This is a genomic window from Brevundimonas sp., from assembly GCF_036963785.1.
GTDB lineage: Bacteria > Pseudomonadota > Alphaproteobacteria > Caulobacterales > Caulobacteraceae > Brevundimonas.
In genome coordinates, this window is sequence record NZ_JBALUS010000004.1 from 107,556 (window position 1) to 130,736 (window position 23,181).

The 23,181-nt window shown below is 66.4% G+C and carries 30 protein-coding genes and 1 tRNA gene; 8 read left to right on the plus strand and 23 right to left on the minus strand.

The window, feature by feature from the left end; translation table 11 throughout:
• Window positions 1-7: 7 nt before the first annotated feature.
• The 7 genes from pgsA to V7672_RS10410 all read right to left on the minus strand — a co-directional run bounded on the left by pgsA (window position 8) and on the right by V7672_RS10410 (window position 5,468).
• Complete coding sequence (gene pgsA / locus V7672_RS10380) at window positions 8-655, minus strand: CDP-diacylglycerol--glycerol-3-phosphate 3-phosphatidyltransferase (protein ID WP_335624521.1); 648 nt, start codon at window positions 653-655, stop codon at window positions 8-10.
• 46 nt (window positions 656-701) lie between these two features.
• Complete coding sequence (locus V7672_RS10385) at window positions 702-1,325, minus strand: carbonic anhydrase (protein ID WP_335624522.1); 624 nt, start codon at window positions 1,323-1,325, stop codon at window positions 702-704.
• Between the two features lie 47 nt (window positions 1,326-1,372).
• Window positions 1,373-3,253 (minus strand): excinuclease ABC subunit UvrC, encoded by a 1,881-nt coding sequence (gene uvrC, locus V7672_RS10390; RefSeq protein ID WP_335624523.1) that lies wholly within the window; start codon window positions 3,251-3,253, stop codon window positions 1,373-1,375.
• A gap of 16 nt (window positions 3,254-3,269) precedes the next feature.
• Window positions 3,270-3,716 carry a DMT family transporter gene (locus V7672_RS10395; protein ID WP_335624524.1) on the minus strand — a complete coding sequence of 149 codons (447 nt, stop codon included), beginning with the start codon at window positions 3,714-3,716 and terminating at the stop codon, window positions 3,270-3,272.
• Between the two features lie 55 nt (window positions 3,717-3,771).
• Entirely contained in the window at window positions 3,772-4,140 is a 369-nt protein-coding gene (locus tag V7672_RS10400; protein WP_335624525.1) for a hypothetical protein, read from the minus strand.
• Window positions 4,137-4,841, minus strand: coding sequence for a hypothetical protein (locus V7672_RS10405; RefSeq protein ID WP_335624526.1), 705 nt, complete (start codon window positions 4,839-4,841; stop codon window positions 4,137-4,139). Before V7672_RS10405 ends, V7672_RS10400 begins: the two co-directional genes overlap by 4 nt.
• Before the next feature lie 138 nt (window positions 4,842-4,979).
• A complete protein-coding gene (locus V7672_RS10410) occupies window positions 4,980-5,468 on the minus strand; it encodes an NUDIX domain-containing protein (protein ID WP_335624527.1) in 489 nt (162 codons plus the stop codon).
• Between the two features lie 158 nt (window positions 5,469-5,626).
• Between V7672_RS10410 and V7672_RS10415 the strand changes: the two genes are divergently transcribed.
• The 5 genes from V7672_RS10415 to V7672_RS10435 all read left to right on the plus strand — a co-directional run bounded on the left by V7672_RS10415 (window position 5,627) and on the right by V7672_RS10435 (window position 8,340).
• Window positions 5,627-6,403 carry an SDR family oxidoreductase gene (locus V7672_RS10415; protein WP_335624528.1) on the plus strand — a complete coding sequence of 259 codons (777 nt, stop codon included), beginning with the start codon at window positions 5,627-5,629 and terminating at the stop codon, window positions 6,401-6,403.
• Between the two features lie 3 nt (window positions 6,404-6,406).
• Window positions 6,407-6,775, plus strand: a complete 369-nt coding sequence (locus V7672_RS10420) for a dihydroneopterin aldolase (RefSeq protein WP_335624529.1) — start codon at window positions 6,407-6,409, stop codon at window positions 6,773-6,775.
• Between the two features lie 58 nt (window positions 6,776-6,833).
• On the plus strand, window positions 6,834-7,448 hold the full coding sequence (locus tag V7672_RS10425) for a hypothetical protein (RefSeq protein ID WP_335624530.1): 615 nt from the start codon (window positions 6,834-6,836) through the stop codon (window positions 7,446-7,448).
• Between the two features lie 107 nt (window positions 7,449-7,555).
• Window positions 7,556-7,981, plus strand: coding sequence for an Hsp20 family protein (locus V7672_RS10430; protein WP_335624531.1), 426 nt, complete (start codon window positions 7,556-7,558; stop codon window positions 7,979-7,981).
• 92 nt (window positions 7,982-8,073) lie between these two features.
• Entirely contained in the window at window positions 8,074-8,340 is a 267-nt protein-coding gene (locus V7672_RS10435; protein ID WP_123287843.1) for a DUF1150 family protein, read from the plus strand.
• Window positions 8,341-8,355: 15 nt separating this feature from the next.
• Here the strand turns inward: V7672_RS10435 and V7672_RS10440 are convergent, their stop codons facing one another.
• From V7672_RS10440 to V7672_RS10490, 11 genes are all read right to left on the minus strand, one after another.
• Window positions 8,356-8,823 (minus strand): PTS sugar transporter subunit IIA, encoded by a 468-nt coding sequence (locus V7672_RS10440; protein WP_335624532.1) that lies wholly within the window; start codon window positions 8,821-8,823, stop codon window positions 8,356-8,358.
• Between the two features lie 78 nt (window positions 8,824-8,901).
• The gene (gene hpf / locus V7672_RS10445; protein WP_335624533.1) at window positions 8,902-9,564 is read right to left on the minus strand and encodes a ribosome hibernation-promoting factor, HPF/YfiA family; all 663 of its coding nucleotides are present in this window, start codon (window positions 9,562-9,564) and stop codon (window positions 8,902-8,904) included.
• Between the two features lie 74 nt (window positions 9,565-9,638).
• Entirely contained in the window at window positions 9,639-11,156 is a 1,518-nt protein-coding gene (gene rpoN / locus V7672_RS10450) for an RNA polymerase factor sigma-54 (RefSeq protein ID WP_335624534.1), read from the minus strand.
• A 185-nt stretch (window positions 11,157-11,341) separates the two neighbouring features.
• Window positions 11,342-11,743 carry a GIY-YIG nuclease family protein gene (locus V7672_RS10455; RefSeq protein WP_335624819.1) on the minus strand — a complete coding sequence of 134 codons (402 nt, stop codon included), beginning with the start codon at window positions 11,741-11,743 and terminating at the stop codon, window positions 11,342-11,344.
• A gap of 126 nt (window positions 11,744-11,869) precedes the next feature.
• On the minus strand, window positions 11,870-12,676 hold the full coding sequence (lptB, locus tag V7672_RS10460; RefSeq protein WP_335624535.1) for an LPS export ABC transporter ATP-binding protein: 807 nt from the start codon (window positions 12,674-12,676) through the stop codon (window positions 11,870-11,872).
• 6 nt (window positions 12,677-12,682) lie between these two features.
• Complete coding sequence (locus tag V7672_RS10465) at window positions 12,683-13,192, minus strand: LptA/OstA family protein (protein WP_335624536.1); 510 nt, start codon at window positions 13,190-13,192, stop codon at window positions 12,683-12,685.
• Between the two features lie 8 nt (window positions 13,193-13,200).
• Window positions 13,201-13,851 (minus strand): LPS export ABC transporter periplasmic protein LptC, encoded by a 651-nt coding sequence (gene lptC / locus V7672_RS10470; RefSeq protein ID WP_335624537.1) that lies wholly within the window; start codon window positions 13,849-13,851, stop codon window positions 13,201-13,203.
• The gene (locus tag V7672_RS10475; RefSeq protein WP_335624538.1) at window positions 13,852-14,466 is read right to left on the minus strand and encodes a ribonuclease D; all 615 of its coding nucleotides are present in this window, start codon (window positions 14,464-14,466) and stop codon (window positions 13,852-13,854) included.
• A gap of 79 nt (window positions 14,467-14,545) precedes the next feature.
• Window positions 14,546-14,632 (minus strand) — tRNA-Leu (locus V7672_RS10480).
• A gap of 107 nt (window positions 14,633-14,739) precedes the next feature.
• Entirely contained in the window at window positions 14,740-15,450 is a 711-nt protein-coding gene (locus V7672_RS10485; RefSeq protein ID WP_335624539.1) for an SseB family protein, read from the minus strand.
• Between the two features lie 90 nt (window positions 15,451-15,540).
• A complete protein-coding gene (locus V7672_RS10490) occupies window positions 15,541-16,404 on the minus strand; it encodes a hypothetical protein (protein WP_335624540.1) in 864 nt (287 codons plus the stop codon).
• 161 nt (window positions 16,405-16,565) lie between these two features.
• Between V7672_RS10490 and V7672_RS10495 the strand changes: the two genes are divergently transcribed.
• On the plus strand, window positions 16,566-16,847 hold the full coding sequence (locus tag V7672_RS10495) for a hypothetical protein (protein ID WP_335624541.1): 282 nt from the start codon (window positions 16,566-16,568) through the stop codon (window positions 16,845-16,847).
• 114 nt (window positions 16,848-16,961) lie between these two features.
• Window positions 16,962-17,513: an HNH endonuclease gene (locus V7672_RS10500; protein ID WP_335624542.1), complete on the plus strand. Its 552-nt coding sequence runs from the start codon at window positions 16,962-16,964 to the stop codon at window positions 17,511-17,513.
• On the opposite strand, the gene V7672_RS10505 is transcribed toward V7672_RS10500, so the two are convergent.
• Window positions 17,510-17,728, minus strand: coding sequence for a hypothetical protein (locus V7672_RS10505; protein ID WP_335624543.1), 219 nt, complete (start codon window positions 17,726-17,728; stop codon window positions 17,510-17,512). The two genes, V7672_RS10500 and V7672_RS10505, sit on opposite strands and share 4 nt — an antisense overlap.
• A gap of 113 nt (window positions 17,729-17,841) precedes the next feature.
• Here V7672_RS10505 and V7672_RS10510 point away from each other — a divergent pair, with 113 nt between their 5' ends.
• A complete protein-coding gene (locus V7672_RS10510; protein WP_335624544.1) occupies window positions 17,842-18,597 on the plus strand; it encodes a DUF5131 family protein in 756 nt (251 codons plus the stop codon).
• Here V7672_RS10510 and tcmP read toward each other — a convergent pair.
• The 4 genes from tcmP to lepA form a co-directional block, all read right to left on the minus strand.
• Entirely contained in the window at window positions 18,548-19,450 is a 903-nt protein-coding gene (tcmP, locus tag V7672_RS10515; protein ID WP_335624545.1) for a three-Cys-motif partner protein TcmP, read from the minus strand. The genes V7672_RS10510 and tcmP overlap by 50 nt on opposite strands.
• A gap of 122 nt (window positions 19,451-19,572) precedes the next feature.
• Window positions 19,573-20,352: an EAL domain-containing protein gene (locus V7672_RS10520; RefSeq protein WP_335624546.1), complete on the minus strand. Its 780-nt coding sequence runs from the start codon at window positions 20,350-20,352 to the stop codon at window positions 19,573-19,575.
• A gap of 107 nt (window positions 20,353-20,459) precedes the next feature.
• Window positions 20,460-21,188 (minus strand): SseB family protein, encoded by a 729-nt coding sequence (locus tag V7672_RS10525; RefSeq protein ID WP_335624547.1) that lies wholly within the window; start codon window positions 21,186-21,188, stop codon window positions 20,460-20,462.
• Window positions 21,189-21,190: 2 nt separating this feature from the next.
• Complete coding sequence (lepA, locus tag V7672_RS10530) at window positions 21,191-23,011, minus strand: translation elongation factor 4 (protein WP_335624548.1); 1,821 nt, start codon at window positions 23,009-23,011, stop codon at window positions 21,191-21,193.
• Between the last annotated feature and the right edge of the window lie 170 nt (window positions 23,012-23,181).

Sequence of the window (23,181 nt, forward strand, 5' to 3'; positions counted from 1 at the left end):
TGCTACCCTACAGGTGCGCCATCTTCCGGCGGGCCTTGTCGAAATACTGCCAGCCGGTCCACAGGGTGATGATCGCCGCGGCCCAGATCAGCACATCGGCAAACATCTGGAAGTACGGATAATATTCGAACTCCAGACCAAAGCCGTCCCAGTTGCGGGCGAACAGCTGGGCGCCCAGTGCCACCAGCTGCAGGGTGGTCTTCCACTTGGCCAGCAGGGTGACGGGCAGCTTGACCTTGCCGGCCACGGTCTCGCGCAGGGCCGAGACGGCAAACTCGCGGAACAGGATCAGGCCGCAGGGAATGGCGATCTGCGGCACCGAGCCCGAGGTCAGCACGCCGAGGATGGCGCCCGTCACCAGCACCTTGTCGGCGATCGGATCGAGGATCGCGCCCCAGCGGGTGGTCGCGTGCCAGCGTCGGGCCAGATAGCCATCGATCCAGTCGGTCGAGGCCGCCACCACAAAGATGATGAAGGCCACGCGATAGAGGCCGAACTGGTCCTCGGGGCTGAGATAGGACGAGACGATCGGAATGCCGCCGGTGGCCCCGGCCAGGATGAGGAACATCACCACCCCGGCCGCCAGGCGGATGCCCGTCAGGATGTTGGGGATGGGGTTGGCGTGATGGGTGGCGGGGGCGTCTGGCATGGTCATCTCCGATGTCCCGGTGTGCCATGCTTCGCGGGCGCTGGCGAGCGGTCTAGACGGGATGGAATTGTCCGTCGTCGCCCAGAACGCGCAGGACCCCGTCGGCGATGCCGAAGTGCAGCCCGGTCAAGGTCAGCGCCCCTGCGGCCTCGCGTTCCGCGATCCAGGGGAAGGTCCGCAGATTGTCCAGCGACAGTTTGACGATCGCTTCCTCACTGACCTGAACGGCATGGTCATGGTCGCAGGTCGACAGCGCCCGCCGCACGGTCGGCCGGCCCTGGTCGACCCAGGCCTCGACGAAATCCAGACCGGCCGCGCCGCTGTCCGAGCGCATGGCCTGCACCCCGCCGCACAGGGCGTGGCCCATGACGACGATGCGCGACACCTTCAGCGCCTTGACCCCGAACTCCAGCGCCGAGGACACGCCGTGCAGGCCGCCGTCGGGCTGATAGGGCGGCACCAGATTGGCGACGTTGCGCACCACGAACAGATCGCCGGGCGCGGCGTCGAAGATCAGCGCCGGGTCGGCCCTGCTGTCCGAACAGGCCAGGAACAGGGTGTGCGGCGTCTGCCCGGCCTCGGCCAGGGTCTCATAGGCCGCGCGGGCCCGGGGCCACTGATGCGCACGAAACCGGCGATAGCCGGCCAGCAGGGGATCGGTCGAAAGATCGGTCATGCGAAGGTTCTAGCGGTGGCCGGGGACGTCGCCAACCGCCTCTCCCCTCATCCCTTGCGGAAAAAGGCGTGGATGCGCTCGGCGGTCTGCTGGCTGATGCCGTCCACCTTGGCCAGGTCGACGACCTCGGCCCGCGACACGCCCTTGGCCGAGCCGAAGGCCTGCAGCAGCGCCTTCTTCCGCCCCGGGCCGATGCCCTCGATCTGGTCCAGCGGGTTCTTCTTGATGTCCATGGACCGGCGCGTCGCATGGGCGCCGTTGGCGAACCGGTGCGCCTCGTCGCGCAGCCGTTGCAGGTAATACAGGGCCGGCGATTTCTGCGGCAGCATGAAGGGCGGCTTGCCCGGCATGAAGAAGCGCTCGCGCCCGGCATCGCGGTCCGGGCCCTTGGCCACCCCGACCACGGTCACATCGTCAATGCCCAGATCAGCCATGACCCGGACGACCTCCGACAGCTGGCCGGCGCCGCCGTCGATCAGGATCAGGTCGGGCCGCTCGGTCGCCTGACCCGCCTCCTCATCCTTGAGCAGCCGGGCAAAGCGCCGGGTCAGCACCTCGCGCATCATGCCGTAGTCGTCGCCGGGGGTCAGGTCCTGATCGCGGATGTTGAACTTGCGGTACTGGTTCTTGCGATAGCCCTCGGGCCCGGCCACGATCATGCCGCCGACCGCGTTCGAGCCCGAGATGTGGGCATTGTCATAGACCTCGATCCGCTCGGGCCGGGCCTCGAGGCCAAAGGCCTCGGTCACCGCCTCCAGGATCTTGCCCTGGGCCGAGGTTTCGGCCAGCCGCCGGCCCAGCGCCTCGCGCGCATTGGTCAGGGCATGGTCGACCAGGCTCAGTTTGTCGCCGCGCTTCGGAATGGCGATCTCGACCTTCTGCTCGACCTTGAGACTGAAGGCCTCTTCCAGCAGCTCCAGCTCCAGCGGGCGCAGATTGGTCAGGATCAGGCGCGGGACCGGCTTGTCCTCATAGAATTGGGCCAGAAACGCCGACAGGATTTCCGTATCGCTGTCGCTCTTGTCGATGCGCGGGAAATAGGCCCGCCCGCCCCAGTTCTGGCCCGCCCGATAGAAGAACACCTGCACACAGGCCTGACCGGCGTCGGTGTGCAGGGCGAACACATCGGCCTCGGACACCCCGCCTGCCAGCCGCGAATATTCCATCGAAATGGCGGTCAGCGCCCGGATGCGGTCGCGCAGCCGCGCCGCCCGCTCATAGTCCATGACCTCGGACGCCGCCTGCATGTCGCGCGACAGACGCCCGACCACGGCATCCGACTTGCCGTTCAGAAAAGCCGCCGCCTCGCCGACCAGCCGGTTGTAATCCTCCAGCGAGATCAGGCCGGTGCACGGTGCCGAACAGCGCTTGATCTGGTGCAGCATGCAGGGCCGGGTGCGCCCCTCATAGACGCTGTCCGAGCACGACCGCAGCAGGAAGGCCTTTTGCAGGGTCGTCAGGGTCCGGTTGACCGCCCAGGTCGAGGCGAACGGCCCGTAGTAATCGCCCTTGATGGTGCGCCCGCCCCGGTGCTTGCGGATCTGGGGCGCCGGGTGGTCGCGCCGGATCATCAGCTGGGAGAAGCTCTTGTCGTCGCGCAGCAGCACATTGTAGCGCGGCTTCAGCGACTTGATGTAGGTCGCCTCCAGCAGCAGGGCCTCGGTCTCCGACGCCGTCAGTACCAGCTGCATGGACCGCGTCTGATTGACCATCAGGGCGGTGCGCTGGCTGTGCACCCGTCCCTGCGCATATTGCAGGACGCGCTTCTTCAGCGACTTGGCCTTGCCGACATACAGGCACGACCCGTCCTCGCCATACATGCGATAGACGCCCGGCTTGTCGGGTGCGCGCCGGGCCTCGTCGCGGATCAGGTCCGCGCCGACCAGAGGCGGCTTTTCCGTCAGGGAATCAGGGGGCAGGGCGCTCATCCGCCCCAATATAGGATCACCCGCGCCGGACCAGAACCACGCCGCCGATCACCATCAGGATACCGGCCACCCGCATGACGTTCATCGGCTGTTTCGGCACGCCCATGGCGCCGAAATGGTCGAGCACCAGACTGATCAGCAGCTGCCCGGCCACCATCAGGGTGATGGTCACGGCCACCCCGAGCCGCGGCACGGCCCAGGCGGCCGCGACCACGAACACCGACCCATACAGACCGCCGATCCACACCCACCAGGGCAGCGACCGCGTCGCCGCCATGTCCGGCCGGGTCTGCAGCACCATGGCCACCAGGCCCAGCGCCATGGTGCCGACGGCAAACGAGATGAAGGCCGCATTGACCGGCGAGGCCACGGCCTCGGCCAGCCGCGCATTGGTCGGCGCCTGAAGGGCGGTGGCCCCTCCCGCCAGAACGACGGCCAGCATGGCAAGCAGTGCAGGATTCATCCGCGCTGGCTAGCACCGGCGGGGCAGAATGGGAACGCCAAGGGTGACCAGGGGCCTAATGAACCCGCAGATGCAGCTCGCCATCGTACCATCGGGCGCTGATCCACGCCTCGCCGCCCCCGCCCTTTCGGGGGCCGGTTATGCCCAGATTGTCAGCGTCGGCCGTGCAGAGAAAGGTGAGCCCTCCGATCACCCAGATCGGTGCCAGCGCCTCATTTATTCTGGCCAGATCGGCATCAGAAGCTGGCCCTGTCACGCCGGAATAGGAGACGAGGCGCACCCGGTCCCACTCCGTTTCAATCCGGTAGCGAACCTGCCGCCCACGGCAGTCCCATGTCGCCTCAATCGCGCCGGAGTTCGGCTGGCGATACTCGATAATGGGGGGCGGGGGATCCTGAATCAGCGCCGCAAATAACTCCATCATGGGCAAGATGCTCCGGGATTATAATCCCCTGACTCTGCGGAGCCTGCGTCGGTGAAGTTATCGGGCTCCCGGAGTTCTGGCGATTGGTTGTCGAAATAGTCGTACTCTCTGATCTGCCCCTCAAACGATATGTACATCGTGAAGTTGTCCGGATCCAGGTTGTGTGTGTTTACCCAATCGTCCGCGACGAGCCAGTCACCGCCCCAAATCCATCCATGCGAGGCAGACACCCAGTTAGAGACGCCGTTAGTCCCAATGTCCACCAAGCTGGGGTGGCTATGAACCATGCCAACCACCCGGCTGTAACTGTCCAGCCCTAGTTCGGTGGGGTCTGCGGGGAATGGTACGCTGCCGTTAGAGCCTGGAACCAGTGCCGTCCGGTGAAGATTGCCTTGGTCGTCTCTCCAAATGAGGGCGCCATACTCCCGCCGATCACTGTCGGGCTGGTTGCGAATTTCGTCGTTGATGTCGTCAGCGAGGGTATCCGCCTGCCGATCTTCGCAGGCATCGTAGTCGCGTTGAGTGGGATCAGTCGTCTGGCCTCCGTCACCCCCACCACCGCTATCCGTCCAGGGATCAGGACCGTCGCCGCCGAGTGAGCCGCCGACTTCCCACCAGTTGTTATAGAGCTCGTACCAGGGCCGATCGCCGATGACGACAATTTCGCCGAGATCGGTCGACGGGCCATCGTAACCCGCCACGGAAAGGGGCAGGTAGCTGTCATTGGCGGCGCTGGCCTTGAAGGCGGCGATCCAGTCCTGGGTGTCGGGCGACAGGCTATCCGGTGGCAGGGTCTCCGCCCCTGATCCGCCAGTTTGTCAGCCCCCGGAGCATTCACCTCACCACCGCAGATCGGCCGGCACCCCGTCCAGATACTCCCTCAGCCGCGCGCGGCTGCCGCGGCTGAGGGCGTCGGGCAGGGCGTCGGGGGCAAACCAGCCTACCTCGGCGATCTCGCCGTGCTGGCTGGCGGGGCCGGGGGTGAAGTCGCGGACCAGATAGACGGCCACGTGGTCGCCCCGGAAATGGGCCTCGTTCGAATGGATCGACAGCAGGGTGGCAGGCCCGGTCAGGATCAGGCCGGTCTCCTCGCGCATTTCTCGCACCAGGGCGTCGTGCAGGCTCTCGCCGCGATCGACCCCACCACCCGGCAGCCACCAGTCGGGCAGATAGGTGTGCCGGACCAGCAGGATGCGGCCCTCTGAGTCCACCGCCAGACCGCGCACGCCCAGCGTCATGCCGCGCGTCAGCCGGGCGAGGGTGTGAAAGGCCGGACGGGTGAACGGCTCGATGCGTTCGCGCCAGTTGCGGGTCGGGGAGGGGGCCATGCGGCTTGATGGCCCGGCCCGCGCCCCTTGAACAGAGGCCGGGCGCGCTTTAAGGCCAGAACCAGATTTCCGACGGGAGAATTCCATGACCGCGCTCTTTATCATCTTCGGCTTTGTCATCGTTCTGGGCGCGCTGAACGTGTTCGAGTTCGGCCGGGTTGACTGATACCCCCACGGGTCCGTCTGACACGCCCGGGGCCGTGCTGGTCACCGGCGGCGCCAAACGCATCGGACGCGCCATTGTGCTGGCCCTGGCCGGCGCCGGCCATGACGTGGCCATCCACTGCCGCTCCTCGAAAGACGCCGCCGAAACCCTGGCCGGTGAGGTCCGCGCCATGGGCCGCCGCGCCGCCGTGGTCGTCGCCGACCTGTCAAAGGAAGATCAGGTCCGCCGCCTGGTGCCGGAAGCCCGCGCCGCGCTCGGCCCCCTGACCGGGCTGGTCAACAATGCCTCGGCCTTTGAGGATGACCGCGTCGGTGATCTGTCGCGCGCCCTGTGGGACACGCATATGGAGACCAATCTGCGCGCGCCCGTGGTGCTGGCCGAGGCCCTGGCTGGCCAGGTGCCGGACGGCGGCGGCTGGGTCGTCAACCTGCTGGACCAGCGGGTGAAGAAGCCTGACCCCCGGTTCTTTTCCTATGCCCTGTCGCGGGCCGGCCTGTGGTGGGCGACGCGCACCCTGGCCCAGGCGCTGGCGCCGCGGGTGCGGGTCAATGGCGTGGGCCCCGGCCCGACTCTGGCCTCGGTGCACCAGAGCGAGACCGACTTCCAGGCCGAGGTTGACGGCACCCCCCTCAAGCGCGCCAACCGCCCCGAAGAGATCGCCGACGCCGTCGTGTGGCTGGCCCGGGCGCCCGGCGTGACCGGCCAGATGATCGCCGTCGACGCGGGCCAGCATCTGGCCTGGCGCACTCCCGATATCGAAGAGGACTGATCCATGGCTGACGGCCTGCGCCACGAGGGGCTGACTGTGTTCGTGCGCGACCTGGTGGTCGAGGCGGGCATCGGCGTGCACGCCCATGAGCAGGGGCGTCTGCAGACCCTGGTGATCAATGTCGCGCTGCAGCTGGCGCCCGGCCCGGTCGAGGCCCTGGGTAACACGCTGAACTATGAGGATGTCGCCCGCCTGTCGCGCGAGCTGGTGGCCGAGGGCCATGTCGGTCTGGTCGAGACCTTTGCCCAGCGTCTGGGCCGGCGGCTGATGGCCGATCCGGTCGTGCAGGGGGTGACGGTGCGCATCGGCAAGCCCGGCTGTCTGGCCGATGCGGCCGAGGCCGGCTGTGAGATCACCCTGTCGCGCGGCTGACAGTGGTTGCGCGGGGGCGCTTGCCCCGGCATTGTCGCCGCGAAGTGTGAGGAGCCCGATGGCCGAACCCGGCGATCCCGACCTGTTCAAGGACAAGCCCGCCCCCCGGCCCGAGGCCGACCCGGATGCGGAGGTGGGCTTTTGCTCGCCCGATGCCCTCGCCGGTCATCCGCGCACGGTGGAGCCTCCGCCCGAGCCCGCGCCCGAACCTGCCCCCGAGCCGGACCCCGAGCCCGCGGCGGATTCGCCGTCCACGCCCGAGCCAGAGCCGGAGCCCGTGGCTGCGGCGACGCCGCCCGACACGACTCCGCCCCGGCGCGCGCCGGTGGATGACCTGCCCGAGCCCGAGGGCATGATGGGCCTCTACACCGTTTATGCCCTCATCCTGTTCGCCATTCCGACCTTCGGCGTGTCGGCGGCGATCGGCCTTCTGGCGGTCATGGTCCGGGATGTGCCGACCCATGCCGTCGCCGCCAGCCACCACGTCTTTCAGGTCCGCACCCTGTGGACGGCGGCGGTCGTGGCGGTGCTGGGCGTCATCCTGATCGTGGTCAATGCCGGGGTGTTTGTGCTGTTCCTGCTGGTGCTGTGGGTGCTGATGCGCGGCGCCTGGGGCAGCTGGATGCTCAAGTCACGCCGGGCCATCCCCCATCCGCGCTCCTGGTGGATCTGAGGCCGGGCTTCGAGGCTTGAAAGCCCGCGCGCGACATCCCAGATAGGGGTTCGATGGATCCGCCGCTTTCGGGGGTCCGCATTCAGGGTCGCTTCCAGGAGGGCCGGATGACTACGCGTACCGTTCTGTTCGACAGCCCGTTTCTGCTGGGCTTTGACCACACCCGCAGCCTGATCGACCGCGCGGCGCGGGCGGCGTCCGAGGCCTATCCCCCCTATAATGTCGAGCAGCGCGGCGAGGCGGCCGTTCGCATCACCCTGGCCGTGGCCGGATTTTCCCCCGACGATCTGTCGATCACGCTCGAGGGCCGCCAGCTGACCATCTCGGGCAAGCGCGACGGCGCCGACAAGGGTGACGGCGGAAATGCCTATCTGCACCGTGGCATCGCGGCGCGCGGCTTCCTTCGGACCTTTGTGCTGGCCGATGGTCTGGAGGTCGAGGAGGCCTCGCTGGAGCACGGCCTGCTGCACGTCGATCTGCTGCGCCCCGAACAGGTCGCCCAGACCCGCCGTATTCCCATCACGACCCGCTGATAGGCTGGTCCCGCCTCCGATCCTTCCGGAGCCACTTTACCGGGTCACGCGTTGACCCTTCACACCCGCGTTTCAGGAGCCCTACCCAGGTGATGACGACCGACGACATGACGGACAAGGCCTTTGCCGATCTGGGTGCGCCCGATCTGGTCTATGTGCGTGAGGTGGCCGCGTCCGAGATCATGGACGAGGTCGCCGGCGCGACCGATCCGGATCAGCCGCCGATCCGGCTGGACCCGCGCCAGACCCTGTATGCGGTGCACAGCGCCGATGGCGAGCGGCTGGCCGTCATGGCCGACCGCGAGAGCGCCTTTGCCGCTGCGGTGGCCCACGAGCTGGAGCCGGTCTCGGTCCACTAGACCGCTATCCGGGCCTCAGGCCGCCGTCGATTCGATCTGGCGGACCAGCAGGGCCTGCAGGGTGTCGCGGCTGTCGGCCTGGCGCAGGCGTTGCTGCAGGTCCGGCGAGCGCAGCGCGCGCGAGGCCGCAGCCAGAGCCCGCAAATGCCCCGCACCATCGCTGGGCGGCGCAAACAGCCCCACCAGCAGATCGACCGGACGATCATCGACCGCATCAAAGGCGACCGGTGTCTCCAGCCGCACCAGCACAGCGAACACATGGTCCACATCGCGATGCCGCGCATGCGGAATGGCCACGCCCGAGCCGACTCCGGTCGAGCCCAGCGCCTCACGCTCCATCAGGGCATCCATGAGAGGGGCGGCATCCGCGTGACCCAGCACATGGGCAGCGGCATCCGCCACCGCCTGCAGGGCCTGACGTTTGGACGAGACGCTTCCGCGCAGGACGATACCGTCCCTGGCGACCAGATCTCCGATTTCCATATTCATCCCCGAAACTACGCAACTGTGGGCCCGGAAGGCATCAGCCCTCTAGGCCCGACTTGCGGCCCCTTAAAGGCCTTATACCGACGAACCGTTTACCGAACCGTGTCCGTTCTGTGAACTCGTACGGCGGGGGTCGACCCAGCCGATGTTGCCGTCGGGCCGACGATAGACCACGGCGACGCCGCCATGGGCCGCATTCTTGAACACGACGACGGGGTAGCCGCTCATGTCCAGCTCCAGCACGGCCTGGCCAACGGTCAGGGTGCGCAGTTCCGATTCGGTCTCGGCGATGACCAGACCGGCCGGCGCCTCGCCGTCCGGCTTGCCGACATCGGCAAAGTCCTCGTCGTCGGTCTCATCCAGATTGCGGAAGACGGTCATGCGCGCCACCTCGGCGGCCGCCATTTCCGTTTTCTCGGGCGACAGGCCCTTGGGCCCGGCGTGATGGTCCTTCAGGCGCCGCTTGTAGCGCCGGACCCGCTTTTCCAGCTTGTCGAGCGAATCGGAAAAGGCGCCGTGGGCGTCCATGCCGTGTCCGGTGGTGACCAGACTCTGCCCCGAGGCCAGCCGAACCCAGCAGTCCACCTTGAACCCGGGGCCGTCCTTGGACACCACCACCTCGGCATCCTGTCCGCCGCGTTCAAAGTATTTGCCGACCCCCTCATTGAGTTCCAGAGAGATGCGCGAGCCTAACGCTTCGCCGACATCCACGTGCTTACCGCTGACTTGGACTTGCATAGGAGACAGAACGCGACCGAAGCCGTTCGGTGTCAACGGACTTCACATTTTTGTGGTCGCCGGAGCGGGCGCGATTAACCGGTCTTCAGACGCCGCTTGCGCTCGACCGAAGACGGAATTCTCAAGGCTTCCCGATATTTGGCCACCGTCCGCCGGGCGATATCGATGCCCGCCTGGTTAAGCAATTCGACGATCCGGTCGTCGGACAAAACGTCGCCGTCGCGCCCTTCGTGATCGATCATCGACTTGATCCGGTGACGGACCGCTTCGGCCGAGTGGCTGGACTGGCCGTCGACCGACTGGATGGCCGAGGTGAAGAAGAATTTCAGCTCGAACACGCCGCGCGGCGTGGCCATGTATTTGTTCGAGGTGACGCGGCTGACGGTCGACTCATGCATGCCGATGGCATCGGCCACCGTCTTCAGATTCAGCGGCCTCAGGAACTCGACGCCGAAGGCAAAGAAGGCGTCCTGCTGGCGGATGATCTCGGACGACACCTTCAGGATGGTCTTGGCCCGCTGGTCCAGCGATTTCACCAGCCAGTTGGCCTGGGCCGCACAGTCGGCGACGAAGGTCTTTTCCGTGTCCGACCGGGCACCGGCCGAAACCACGCCGTGATAGCGTTTGTCGACCAGCAGCCGGGGCAGGGTGTCGGCGTTCAGTTCGATCCGCCAGCCGCCGGCCGGGTCGGGCCGCACCAGCACATCGGGGATCACTGTCTGGGCCGGTTCCCCGCCAAAGCCGGCGCCCGGACGGGGCGTCAGGGCCTTCAGCTCGGAAATCATCTCCGACAGGTCCTCGGCATCGACGCCACAGGCGCTGCGCAGGGCCGACAGATTGTGCCGCGCCAGAAGCTCCAGATTGTCCAGCAGGGCCGCCATGGCCGGATCGAACCGGTTGCGCTCGACCAGCTGCAGCTTCAGGCATTCGGGCACCGAGCGCGCCATAATGCCGGTCGGCTCGAACCCGTGACAGACGGCCAGGACCGCCTCGACCCGGTCGACCCCGCAGCCCAGCCGGTCGGCGACCTCGGCCAGATCGCCGCGCAGATAGCCATGGTCATCGACCATTTCGATCAGGGCCAGACCGATGGCCCGGTCGGCGGCGTTCAGCGGTGTGCCCGACAGCTGCGCCTGCAGATGTTCCCACAGGGTCAGCTCGCGACTGTCGGCGCGCTCCAGCCCCTCGCCCTCGGGGGCAGGGCCACCCTTGCCCGTGCGCGACCAGTCCGACAGGCCGGGCTGGGCTTCGTCGGTCCCGCCCGCGCCCTCGGTCGCCCGCTCACCGGGGCTGGCGTCATAGACATCGTCGGCGCGCGTATCCATGGCCTGCTCGGCCGCGTCCGGGCGCGCCTCGTCAAAGCTCAACTCGGCATGGGGGTCATTCGGGAGGTCCGCCGACGCCTCGCCGACCGCCTCGCCGGGGATGTCGGCCTCTTCATCGCGCTTCAGCAGCGGATTGCGTTCCAGCTCGGCCTCGACAAAGGCCTCCAGCTCCTGGTTCGACAGTTGCAACAGCTTGATGGCCTGCTGCAGCTGGGGCGTGATCACCAGCCCCTGGCCCTGCCTGATCTCCAGTCTCTGACCGATCACCGCAACCGTCCCCACCGAACCTCGTTCGGACACCGTGGCCCGAAACTTGCTGGAGGCACACTGACGCGAAGCGGTTAACGGGGGTTGAAGCGGCTTGTCCGCGTCTCAGATCTGACCGCCCCCCCTTTCCACCTTCGTCATCCTCGGGCTTGACCCGAGGATCGGTCCGGGCAGGCGTTGTCCGCTCAGGGCTCCCCGATTTCACCCCGCGCGAGGCGTGCAAGAAAGTGCCCCACACTGCCCTCCGCCGGGGTCTCCAGAGGCGCCCTCGGGTCCGGCGCCTCGCCGCAGAGCCATGGATACAGATTAGCCCAGTCCGGATTTCGCTTCTCGATCAGATCGACCTTCCACGGACGATTCCAGCTCTTGAGCGCCTTCTCCCGACGAATGGCCTCGGTGACGAGATCGTGTTGTTCGAACCAGACCAACACACTGCAGCCATAGCGGCTGGTGAACCCTTTCTTCCGGCCGTACCGGTGGTCATTCGCCCGCGTCAGAAGGTCAGACGTCATGCCGACATACAGGGTGCCAAAGGGCCGGTTCGCCTGAATATAGGTGGCCATGAACGGGCGGCGGTCGGTCACCATGGCCAAGGTTGGGGATGAACCGATCCTCGGGTCAAGCCCGAGGATGACGAAGGCTTTCAGGGCACCGCAGTATTTCAACCGCGTACGGCTTGAGCCGAGGATCGTTCCGGGCCCACGGTCGCCGCCCTAGCCATACATATCGCCCAGATACACGCGGCGGACGTCGGGGTTGGCGACGATTTCGGCGGCGGTGCCTTCGAACAGCAGCTCACCCCCGGCGATGATCGCGGCGCGGTCGATGATGTCCAGCGTCTCGCGGACATTGTGGTCGGTGATCAACACGCCGATGCCGCGGTCGGCCAGATAGCGGATCACCTGGCGGATGTCGGCAATGGCCAGGGGGTCGATGCCGGCAAAGGGTTCGTCCAGCAGCATGAAGGCGGGGTCGCCCGCCAGCGCCCGGGCGATCTCGACCCGCCGCCGTTCGCCGCCCGACAGGGCCACGGCCGGGGCGTGCCGCAGATGGCCGACGCTCAGCTCGTCCAGCAGGCGGTCGGTTTCCTCGCGGATGGCGGCCTCGCCGGTCTTGTGCAGTTCGACGACGGCGCGGACATTTTCCTCGACGGTCAGGCCGCGAAAGATCGAGGCCTCCTGCGCCAGATAGCCCAGACCCATGCGCGCCCGCTGGTACATGGGCTGGCGGGTGATGTCCTCGCCGTCGATGGTGATGGTGCCGCTGTCGGGCGGGATCAGGCCGGTGATCATGTAGAAACAGGTGGTCTTGCCCGCGCCGTTCGGCCCCAAAAGGCCCGCCACCTCGCCGCGGTGCACTGTCAGCGACACATCGCGCACCACCTGGCGCTTGCCGAACGACCGCGCCAGATGGCGGGCCTTCAGGCCCCGGTCGGGCTCGGCGGCCTTGGGCGCAGCGGTCTTCGCGGCCGCTTTGGGCCGGTCTTCCAGATTGAGGGCAGAGAGTTCCTTGCGGGCCACCGGGGATCAGTCAGCCTGATCCGGCGGGGTGGTGCCATTGGGATAGAAGACCCCCTGCACGCGGTTGCCGGCGGGCGTCGGCGCCCCGTCCATGCGGGCGCTCTCGGTGCGGACATTATAGACCAGCCGGCTGCCGGTCATGACATTGCGGCCCTGGGTCACGATGACATTGCCGGTCAGCACCACTTCGGCCGACTGCAGATTATAGACCGCCCGGTCGCCGCGCAGGGTCTGGGTGGGGGTGACAAAGAACACCTCGCCCGACGCCTCCACCCGCGACAGGTCGGAATCGGCGTTGGTGAAGGCCTCGATGCGGTTGGCGCGCAGCCGGTTGTCGCCCTGCAGGATCTCCGCCTCGCCTTCCAGGGCAAAGCCGTTCGGCGTGTAGCTGAAGACGATGCCCGTATACATGACCGGGTCGTCGGACGGGTCCTGCGACACGCCGGTACCGGGCAGGGTCAGGCTGAGCGCCAGGGCGACCGCGACGGTCAGGGACAGCTTGCTGGAACGGGTCATGGCCGACCTTATCTCCGGGAGGACGCGGGGTTGATGGTGCCGCGAACCTTGTTCTCGACCGTGCCGCGAAACTCGATGCTCTCGCCCTGGTCGCGGATGACATAGGACGTCGCGGCCATGGTGCCAAGCGGTCCGGTGCCCTGCACGCCCTTGTCACCGGTGACAACGCCCGTGCGGGTGTCGACCACAGCCTCGGGCGTCGTCAGGACAAAGCCCGAACCGCCATCGGAAATCCGCACATTCGGCCCGATGACGACCCGGCGCGCGGCCTCGTCATAGGTGCCGCCGTCGGCGGTCATCTCGGTAACCTTGGCTCCGCCCAGATTGAGCCTCAGCACCGGCCCGACCAGCCGCAGATGGCCGGTCTCGGCCACCCGCACGACGCCCTTGGCGCCGATTACGAACGAGCGCCCCTGATCGTCCTGTCCGTAATAGAGGGCATTATCCAGCGCCACATCGCTGCGCTGCTCGGCCCGGCGTTCGGCGTCCGAAATGGCCGAGCGCAGCACGATCCAGGCGACCGTCCCCCCGGCCAGCAGCAGGATCACCATCGGCAGCACCCGCCGGAACAGCATCACCCGCCGCGAATGGGCGCGCCAGTGCCGGGCCTTGGCGGCCGTCGGCGACGTCGGATCCACGGGCGGGGGCGTGTCGGTCATTCAGGTATGGGCGAAGATGTCGGTGTCTTCCCAGCCGTCCAGGTCCAGCCGGGCCCGCACGGGCAGGAAGTCGAACAGTTGCGCCGCCAGCCCCGTGCGGCCCTCGCGCGCCAGCATGGCGTCCAGCCGCTCGCGCACCTGATGCAGGTACAGGACGTCCGAGGCCGCATAGTCCTGCTGCGCCTGGCTGAGCGTCTCCGCCCCCCAGTCCGAGCTCTGCTGCGCCTTGGACAGGTCCACCCCCGCCAGCTCGCGCACGACATCCTTCAGACCGTGCCGGTCGGTATAGGTGCGCGCCAGTTTCGAGGCGATCTTGGTGCAGTACACCGGCCGCGTCTCGACCCCCAGCCACAGCTGGAACATGGCGATGTCGAAGCGGCCAAAGTGGAAGATCTTGAGCACCTGCGGGTCGGTCAGCAGCCGCTTCAGGTTCGGACAGTCATAGGCGTCGCGGTCCAGCTGGACCAGATGGGCGTCCCCGTCCCCGGCGGACAGCTGCACGACGCACAGCGGATCGCGGCGATAGCGCAGGCCCATGGTCTCGGAATCGACCGCCACCACGGTGCCGAGGTCCAGACCGTCGGGCAGATCGCCCCTGTGCAGATATACTGTCATGCGTCCCGCCTGTTCACTTGCCTGAGGACCATAAACGAACGGCGCCGCATCGTCAGGATGCAGCGCCGTTTCGAAGAATTGGTGCCCAGGAGAGGACTCGAACCTCCACGACCTTTCGATCACTGGCACCTGAAGCCAGCGCGTCTACCAATTCCGCCACCTGGGCTCTCGGGCCGACACATCAGAGACATATCGTCCGGGAAGGCGCGGACCCATAAGGCAGGCTCCGGGTCCGGTCAACGGTCCTGTGACGAAAATACTGAGGCCCCGCGATCAATCCCGCAGCGCCACGATCTCCAGCCCGATCCCGGCGGGCGCTTCGGGCGCGCGCACCCCCGCATCCAGACGCGCATCCAGCACCACATCCTTCAGCGCCCGCTCCATCAGGCCCGGCAGTTGCGCCTCGCCGGCCGGCATCCGCACATCCAGATAAAAGCCGGCCTCCTCGCTGCCCGACCAGCGCGCCAGCGCCAGCCACGCCGCCTTGACCGACGGATCGGCAGAAAGCTCCCGCCTCAGCCCCTCGACCAGCCCGTCCGGCGTGGTCTTCGGCTTGGCCAGATGGGTCGGAAACCGCGCCTCCGGGGCCGGCAGGGTCTGGCCGATCATCGCCGACAGGGCCGCCGGCGGCCACGATACCCCATAGGGCTGACCCGGGTTCAGCACCGCCGGATTGACGCACACCACCTCCAGCAGCGCCCGCCCGTCAAAGGCCTCGGCCGCCGCATCCTCCCCGAACACCGCCTGCGCGCGCTCCCGTGCGGTAAACAGCGCCGTCGCCGGGCGTCCGTCCCGGGGCGTCACGGTCCGCAGCCGCAGGGTGTCGCGCGCCGCATCTTCCTCGGCCACCACGGCCCACAGCTTGCCCTCCGGCACCGCCGCCTCAAAGGCCGCGCGCTCCTCCGCCCCGCCCGAACTGGCCGCCATCAGCAGCACCTCGAGGTCATTCAGCGGCGAAAAGGCGGGAGACGGAGAGGCGGTCATGAGAGCCGTCCTGTGCAGCAAAAACGGAAAGGGCAGTGACCTACCCCGCCCGCCCGCGAATGGCGAGAGGGGGAGGGGGCCTGCCCCGCCTCAGTCCTCCATTCCCTCAGCCGCTGCGTCCATCAGGTCCGCGTCCGACATCTGCCGCCAGCCGCTCAGATGGCCCTCGTCGGGCAGCGGTACCCCCGCCGCCGCCAGCGACGCCTCCAGCGTCTCGATCCAGAATTCTGTCGCCCGCTGGCGATAGCTCGCCTTGGTCAGATACCGCCGCTGAAAGCCATACATCTGCCAATAGGCCTTCCGCACCGCCCGGTCGGGGTCCGGCCGCCCCTCGGGCAGATAGCCGAACAACGCCGTCCGTTCCTCGCCCCCCATCTCCATCACCTGCAGCACCAGCGCGAGCGGCAGGTCCGCGACCGTCAGCGCCCCGTCCGGCCCGCTGCCGCGCACACCGCCACCGCCAGCCACAGCCTCCGCCTCCCGCGCCGCCAGCCGCTGATAGGTCTCGGCCAGCGCCCCCAGCGCCCGCGCCTCGGCCCACAGCCGCCCGCGCATGGCCCGCCCCGACGCCAGCATCGCCATCCGCGCCAGCCCCGCCGGGTCTTCACCGCCGTCCGGTTCCCCCTCATCCGAGGGCATCGGCAGGCCCGCGAACAGCCTTGCCGCCACCGCCTCCGGGCTGTTCCGCCGCGCCGCCTCCAGCTCGGCCTCGCGCGCCGTGGCCATGGCGATCGCCTGACCATCGCCCCACTCGCGCTTGGTCGCCCCGTGCATGGTGATGCGCCGCCGCACCGCATGCTCCGACACCCGCCATTTGCTGGCCAGAAAGGGCGCGGTCGCCCCCTCCCGATACTCCTTCAGGATCAACAGCCAGGTCTCGGTCGACAGCCGATAATGCGCCGGCCGATCCGCCTTCGGCGGATCCGGCAGAGGCACAGCCGGGGGCAGGGTCATATCCATGCGGGGCAGGATAGAGGGCGTCTGCGTCAAAGGCGGACGTGGGGCGCTTGCCCAACGGTGAAGTTGCGACCTAACCTCCGATAGGAGGGCGCGATGATTCACCTATCTAAAATAGGACAGGGGAGCATCGACATCCGAAGTTTCGGGCGCGCGCAATGAGCGCGCTGGAAATCAAGTTCTCGGAGCTCGAAGCACCCCACCGTGAAGCGCTGGAGTGGTTCAACAGCCGACGCGGAGAGGACATCCGGTGGCCCGCACCGCTCAACGGCGTTCATCTCGTCAATCCTCAGACGGGCATCCAAAAGCCGAAGGGCTGGATCTACGCCCTCAGCATTCGTGAGACGCTCAACAGCCCGTACGACGACCACGATCCCGTTGCGGCACCGGATGGCTCATGGACGTATCGCTACTTCCAGGAGCGCGCTGATCCGGAGTAGGCAAAACGGGTGGCGACGAACCGGGCCCTTTTCGCAAATCGCGATGATGACGTCCCGGTTGCCGTGATGATCCAAGTTAGGAGTAAGCCGACGGCCCTATATCGAGTTTTGGGATTGGCGCAGGTCGTCGGCTTCGCGGACGGATACTTCAGTCTTCAGGGCTACAATGACCAAGGCGAGCTGCCTTCGCAAAACTTCAAGTTCGCTCCGTCGCAGTCTGAGTTAGGGGCTGTAGCGGAACCCGCACTGCCGATTTCGCCAGAAGATGCGCGTCGCAGGATCGAAGCTCAGATCGTCGCGCGACAAGGTGGGAAGCGATTTCGCGAAGAGGCTCTCAAGCGGTTCGACCGCCGGTGCGCCATATCGGGCTACGAAGTGGTCGAGGTTTTGGAGGCTGCTCATATCGTTCCCTACCTCGGTGAGCACACCAACACCCCCGACAATGCCTTGCTGCTCCGGGCCGATCTTCACACCTTATTTGACCGCGAACTCGTGACGATTGACCCCGCGACGCTGCAAGTGCAGGTCCACCCCTCGCTCTTGAACACGCCGTACGGCGAGTATCACGGTCAAGGCGTAAAGCTCGGGGCGGGCGTTACCTCGACCACATTACGAGACCGACTTCTTGCCCGCATGGGGCTGATCGGCAAGCAGTCCGGCGCTTAGGCAGGCGAACGCTGAGAATACCCGCTTTCAAACCGGATCAGATCATACTTTGCGGCATACCACGCGACGAAGGCCTCGGGCACATCGCCTTCGCTCCAGAAGCGCCGCAACTCGCCCTCGTTTAGCCCGGCCTCGGCCGTGTCGATGCACCAGTCGCGCTTCATGATGCGGTCGACGGCAGCAATCCACTTTCCGTAGTCACTCGATCCACTCATTCGAACTCCCCTTGCTTCCACCCTTAAACAATGAGAACATACCATGAACAATGCGGGATGGCATGGTTAATGCAAGGGGTCGGTCGGCAGGCACTAGGATGTTAGGATCGACAATGGCCGACACCACGATCGAATGGACAGACGCGACGTGGAACCCCGTTGCGGGATGCACGGTCATCACGCCCGGCTGCACGAATTGCTATGCCATGCGGATGGCCGCGCGGCTCGAGGCCATGGGCCTGCCCAAATACCAAGGCCTGACGCGCAAGAGCGGCGGTCGCTACGTATGGGTCGGCAAGGCCAGGATTGACGAGGCATCTCTCGACGTGCCGCTCAAGTGGCGAAAGCCCCGAAAAATTTTCGTCAATTCCATGTCGGACCTCTTCCATGACGATGTGCCGACCGACTTCATCGCTCGCGTCTGGAAGGTGATGGAGCAGACTCCGCGACATACCTATCAGATACTCACCAAGCGGCCCGAGCGCATGCGCGATGTGCTTGTGGCGCTCGATTTGCCCGTGTTGCCGCACGTTTGGTTGGGGACCAGCGTCGAAGACGCTGCCGTCCTGTCGCGCCTCGACGATCTACGCGCAACACCTTCCGTCATACGCTTTGTGTCGTTCGAACCTTTGATCGGCTCGGTAGCGAGTGCCGACCTGACCGACATCGACTGGGCAATCATCGGTGGCGAATCTGGACCGCGTTCCCGCCCGATGGACCCTCAATGGGTCGATGAAATTCAGAGTCGTTGCCGGGTGTCTGGGACGGCGTTCTTCTTCAAGCAGTGGGGCGGTCGGAATAAGAAGGCGGCTGGTCGCTCTATTGACGGCCAGACCTACGATGAGATGCCGGTCGTCCATAGTTGTTAAGCAAATCCTTGATGCACCGGCGCGCGAGTGCGACCGCAGGCGGGCTTGGGTTTGCAGCAGCGAAGAACAAAGAGAATAGCTGCGCACCGGCTGGCATCAGAAGCGGCAGCGGTTGAGAGACGTATGGAAAGAGCGTTTCCAGACGGCGTTTCACGTAGGCCTCCACTTCCGACCGATCTACCCTCTCGTTGCGGGTTCCTAAGTCTTCGAGGAGAGGGGCTTGGGTCTCTGGCTTGTAAAGCTCAGTCCGCCACGCAGCGGTGCCGAAAGCCCTATCGAGATAGGCTGCCTTTTTGGCGTCGACCGCTTCATAGCTCCTAGCAGCTTGGCGCAGCACGCTCGCAATAGGATAGAGAAACCATAGGTCGACGGCTTTAGTCTGTGCCAAGCATTCAAGTGTTGACCACTCGACGAGGTTGTAGGGGTCAAGAAAGACTACCGCCCTGTGTGAAGGGCTGCCCCACTTCTTGCGTCCCACCCATGGCGGCGATCCGAATAGCTTCGGAAGTATGAGGTTTGCGTCGCCTTGTTTGCATTCGATTGACCGATCAGGATGGTCCCTTTTCAGGGTCTCGAGCGCGACGCAGAAATCTGGCCGCTCCTCAATGAACACAAATCGCTTGAATGGTGGATCGACCTGCAGGGCCCGTGTAGCTGATCCCGCGAGACGAACCGTTTTTATCTCTGAGGGGGTTCCATCGAAGAGTCCGCCCTCTACTTGGTCCGCTGCACGCATGCCCGTGCCGGCAAATGCGTCGATATACCAAAGCACAAATGGATTATCGGGTGCAGGCTTGTCCCTGAGCGCTTGGGTATAGAATTTCAGATAGTACTCGACTGCGTCGAGTTTCACTTCCGTCCAGGGCCCCCCGAAGCGGTGCTCAGGCCGATCATCCGGTGGACTATCGCTCATCTTTTTCACCCCCGCGAACTGAGGTTAGAGAGCAATCAGCGCGCGAGTCTACCCCTCAATCCTCACCCCACCGCGCGCACCGCGTCCGCCTGCCCCTCCGCCTCCTCCGGCCAGACCACCTCCGCCAGCCGTCCGACGGTGGGGCGGGCGAACAGATAGCCTTGCATCAGGGTCACGCCCAGGTCGCGCAGGGCGGTGTATTCCCCGACCGTCTCGATCCCCTCGCACACCGGCTGGATGCCCAGCTCGGTCAGCGTCGCCAGGGTGTTGCGCACGATGATCCGCCGGACCGGGTCGGTGTCGATGCCGCGCACCAGACCCATGTCCAGCTTGACGATGTCGGGCTGGAATTTGCTCAGCAGGCCCAGCCCGGCATAGCCGGCGCCAAAGTCGTCGATGGCGGTGCGGAACCCCATGGCCCGATACGACCGCAGGATGTTCAGCAGGTGGTCGGTGTCGATCGACTCGCTCTCGGTGAATTCAAAGATGATGGCGCTGGTCGGCAGGCCGGTGCGCATCGCCGCGTCCAGCGTCACCCGGATACAGGCGCGCGGCTCATAGACGGCATTGGGCAGGAAGTTGATCGACAGGCTGGCGCCGCCGGCGGTCAGGTCGAGCGCCGCGGCCTGTTCGATGGCGGTGCTGCGGCACAACTGGTCAAAGCCATAGCGGTTGGTGTCCGACACCTGCGCCAGCACCGCGGCCGCGCCGCTGCCGTCGGCGCCGCGCACCAGCGCCTCCTGCGCAAAGACCGTGCGGGTCCCGACATCGACGATCGGCTGAAAGGCCATGGTGATGGCCAGATCGAACCCGGCGCCATGGCGGCACGCATGACAGGGCATGGGGGAATCCTGACTGATACAGCCCCTACCTTGACGCGAACCCGTTAAGAAACCGAGATTTTCGCCGGGGTCGTGCGGACGGCGCCTTACGACCTCTCCGCCCCGCCTTACACCACGCGCAGGCCGACCCCTTCGGGGCCGCCGGGCAGGCTGACCGACAGGTCCAGCGTCTCGCCGTGGAAGTCCAGGCCGACCGCGGCGATGTCGACGGCGGCGCGCACATTGGCGAAGGGGGCTGTGCCCTGCACCTGCAGCAGCCAGCCGGGGGCATCCGTCTCCGGGTCGGTGATGCGGCCCAGCCAGACGCCCGTGATGGTCTCGTGCGTCAGGGCGCGGCGCAGACGGTCGGTCAGTTCCAGCGGCTCGCGCTCGGGCAGGGTCGGGGTGCGGCCGGGGGCGTCGGCGGACGCCAGCCGGACCTCGCCGACGGACTCCAGGATGGCCTGGATCTGGTCGGGCGACAGGATCAGGCCGGGCGTGGCGCCGGGGTTCAGCGCGATCCAGTGCTCGCGCAGGATCTGCAGCGCATGCAGGCCGCGGATGCCCATCAGCGGCGCGTCGCCGAACACGGCGGCGGCGGCCTCGCGCGTCGTGAACAGGCCATTGGCCCGGGTCCCGTCCTTCAGGGTGACCCCCATCAGGGTGAAGGGCACATCGACGCCAAAGGTCTTGTCCAGCGGGGGCGGACCGTCGGCCGGCACGACGTAGAGCAGGGCCGAAATCAGCGCCAGTTCAAAGGCTCCGACCTTGGCCGGGTCAGCCTTGGCGGCCGTCAGGGCGGAGGAGACGGGATCGGTCAGGGGGGCGGTCTGCGGGGTGGCAGGGGTCTGGGTCACGATCAATCCTCGTCCATCTTCAGGGCGGCAATAAAGGCTTCCTGCGGGATGTCGACCTTGCCGAACTGGCGCATGCGCTTCTTGCCGGCCTTTTGCTTCTCCAGCAGCTTCTTCTTGCGGGTGGCGTCGCCGCCGTAGCATTTCGAGGTCACATCCTTGCGCAGGGCGCGGACGGTTTCGCGGGCGATGATCTTGCCGCCGATGGCCGCCTGGATGGGAATGACGAACATGTGGGGCGGGATCAGCTCCTTCATCTTCTCGACCATGCCGCGGCCGCGGGTCTCGGCGCGGCCCCGGTGGACCAGCATGCTGAGGGCGTCGACCGGCTCGGCATTGACCAGGATGTTCATCTTGACCAGATCGCCGACCTTGTAGTCGGTCAGCTCGTAATCGAAGCTGGCATAGCCCTTCGAGATCGACTTCAGCCGGTCGTAGAAGTCGAACACGACCTCGTTCAGCGGCAGCTCATAGACCACCAGGGCGCGGGTGCCGACGTAGGACAGCTCGATCTGCTGGCCGCGGCGGTCCTGACACAGCTTGATGACGCCGCCGAGGTATTCGTCGGGGGTCAGGATGGTGGCCTTGATCCACGGCTCACTGATGGTGTCGATCTGCATGACGTCGGGCAGGTCGGCCGGGTTGTGCAGGTCGATGGTCGTGCCGTCGCGCAGGCCGATCTTGTAGACCACCGAGGGGGCGGTCGCGATCAGGTCGAGGTTGAACTCGCGGCTGAGGCGCTCCTGAATGATCTCGAGGTGCAGCAGGCCGAGGAAGCCGCAGCGGAAGCCGAAGCCGAGGGCCGCGCTGGATTCCATCTCATAGGTGAAGCTGGCGTCGTTCAGGCGCAGGCGGCCGATGGCGGCGCGCAGGTCCTCGAAATCGGCCGCATCGACCGGGAACAGGCCGCAGAACACCACCGACTGGACTTCCTTGAAGCCCTTGAGCGGGGTGTCGGTGGGGCGTTTTTCATCCGTGATGGTGTCGCCGACGGCGGCGTGGGCGACCTCCTTGATCTGGGCGGTGATGAAGCCGACCTCGCCCGGGCCGAGGCTCTCGACCGGGGTGTTCTTGGGCAGGAAGACGCCGACGCGGTCGACCAGATGGGTCGAACCGTTCTGCATGAATTTGATCCGCTGGCCGGCGCGCAGGTGGCCGTCGAACACGCGCACCAGCAGGATGACGCCGAGGTAGGGGTCGTACCAGGCGTCGACCAGCATGGCCTTCAGCGGGGCGTCGGCGTCGCCCCTGGGGGCGGGCAGGCGGGTGACGATGGCCTCGAGCACATCCTCGATGCCGATGCCGGACTTGGCGCTGCACAGGACGGCCTCGGAGGCGTCGATGCCGATCACGTCCTCAATCTGCTCGCGGACGCGCTCGGGCTCGGCGGCGGGCAGGTCGATCTTGTTGAGGACCGGCACGATCTCGTGGTTGTTGTCGATGGCCTGATAGACGTTCGCGAGGGTCTGGGCCTCGACCCCCTGCGACGCATCAACCACCAGGATCGAGCCCTCGCAGGCGGCCAGCGAGCGGGAGACTTCATAGGCGAAATCGACGTGGCCGGGCGTGTCCATCAGGTTCAGAACGTAATCCAGCCCGTCCCTGGCCTTGTAGTTCAGCCGCACGGTCTGGGCCTTGATGGTGATCCCGCGCTCCTGCTCGATCTCCATATTGTCCAGGACCTGCTCGCGCATTTCCCGCGCGGTCAGCCCCCCGGTGAACTGAATCAACCGGTCGGAAAGCGTTGATTTTCCATGGTCAATATGGGCGACCACAGAGAAATTGCGGATGCGGTCGATCGGGGGTGTCGGAGGGGACGTGCTCATGCTGCGGCGCGGTTAGCATGGGGCCGGGCCGACGCCAACTCACGCGGGCGCCAGGCGTCCCGTCGCGGCAGGATTATATTGCTGTAATGGACAAGGTCTCGTTTGAGAACGGGTCGCGAACAGGGTATAGGCGGCGTTCGGGTTTCAGGCTTCGCCACGCGGCTGTCACG

Coding starts and splice junctions, on each gene's coding strand:
- V7672_RS10430 (WP_335624531.1), top strand. CDS start 7,556: ATGACTACGCGTACCGTTCTGTTCGACAGCCCGTTTCTGCTGGGCTTT.
- V7672_RS10505 (WP_335624543.1), bottom strand. CDS start 17,728: ATGAGTGGATCGAGTGACTACGGAAAGTGGATTGCTGCCGTCGACCGC.
- V7672_RS10455 (WP_335624819.1), bottom strand. CDS start 11,743: ATGGTGACCGACCGCCGCCCGTTCATGGCCACCTATATTCAGGCGAAC.
- uvrC (WP_335624523.1), bottom strand. CDS start 3,253: ATGAGCGCCCTGCCCCCTGATTCCCTGACGGAAAAGCCGCCTCTGGTC.
- V7672_RS10420 (WP_335624529.1), top strand. CDS start 6,407: ATGGCTGACGGCCTGCGCCACGAGGGGCTGACTGTGTTCGTGCGCGAC.
- V7672_RS10440 (WP_335624532.1), bottom strand. CDS start 8,823: ATGGAAATCGGAGATCTGGTCGCCAGGGACGGTATCGTCCTGCGCGGA.
- V7672_RS10520 (WP_335624546.1), bottom strand. CDS start 20,352: ATGCCCTGTCATGCGTGCCGCCATGGCGCCGGGTTCGATCTGGCCATC.
- V7672_RS10410 (WP_335624527.1), bottom strand. CDS start 5,468: ATGGCCCCCTCCCCGACCCGCAACTGGCGCGAACGCATCGAGCCGTTC.
- pgsA (WP_335624521.1), bottom strand. CDS start 655: ATGACCATGCCAGACGCCCCCGCCACCCATCACGCCAACCCCATCCCC.
- hpf (WP_335624533.1), bottom strand. CDS start 9,564: ATGCAAGTCCAAGTCAGCGGTAAGCACGTGGATGTCGGCGAAGCGTTA.
- V7672_RS10425 (WP_335624530.1), top strand. CDS start 6,834: ATGGCCGAACCCGGCGATCCCGACCTGTTCAAGGACAAGCCCGCCCCC.
- V7672_RS10435 (WP_123287843.1), top strand. CDS start 8,074: ATGACGACCGACGACATGACGGACAAGGCCTTTGCCGATCTGGGTGCG.
- V7672_RS10465 (WP_335624536.1), bottom strand. CDS start 13,192: ATGACCCGTTCCAGCAAGCTGTCCCTGACCGTCGCGGTCGCCCTGGCG.
- V7672_RS10475 (WP_335624538.1), bottom strand. CDS start 14,466: ATGACAGTATATCTGCACAGGGGCGATCTGCCCGACGGTCTGGACCTC.
- V7672_RS10485 (WP_335624539.1), bottom strand. CDS start 15,450: ATGACCGCCTCTCCGTCTCCCGCCTTTTCGCCGCTGAATGACCTCGAG.
- V7672_RS10395 (WP_335624524.1), bottom strand. CDS start 3,716: ATGAATCCTGCACTGCTTGCCATGCTGGCCGTCGTTCTGGCGGGAGGG.
- lepA (WP_335624548.1), bottom strand. CDS start 23,011: ATGAGCACGTCCCCTCCGACACCCCCGATCGACCGCATCCGCAATTTC.
- V7672_RS10385 (WP_335624522.1), bottom strand. CDS start 1,325: ATGACCGATCTTTCGACCGATCCCCTGCTGGCCGGCTATCGCCGGTTT.
- V7672_RS10400 (WP_335624525.1), bottom strand. CDS start 4,140: ATGATGGAGTTATTTGCGGCGCTGATTCAGGATCCCCCGCCCCCCATT.
- V7672_RS10495 (WP_335624541.1), top strand. CDS start 16,566: ATGAGCGCGCTGGAAATCAAGTTCTCGGAGCTCGAAGCACCCCACCGT.
- V7672_RS10490 (WP_335624540.1), bottom strand. CDS start 16,404: ATGACCCTGCCCCCGGCTGTGCCTCTGCCGGATCCGCCGAAGGCGGAT.
- lptC (WP_335624537.1), bottom strand. CDS start 13,851: ATGACCGACACGCCCCCGCCCGTGGATCCGACGTCGCCGACGGCCGCC.
- V7672_RS10510 (WP_335624544.1), top strand. CDS start 17,842: ATGGCCGACACCACGATCGAATGGACAGACGCGACGTGGAACCCCGTT.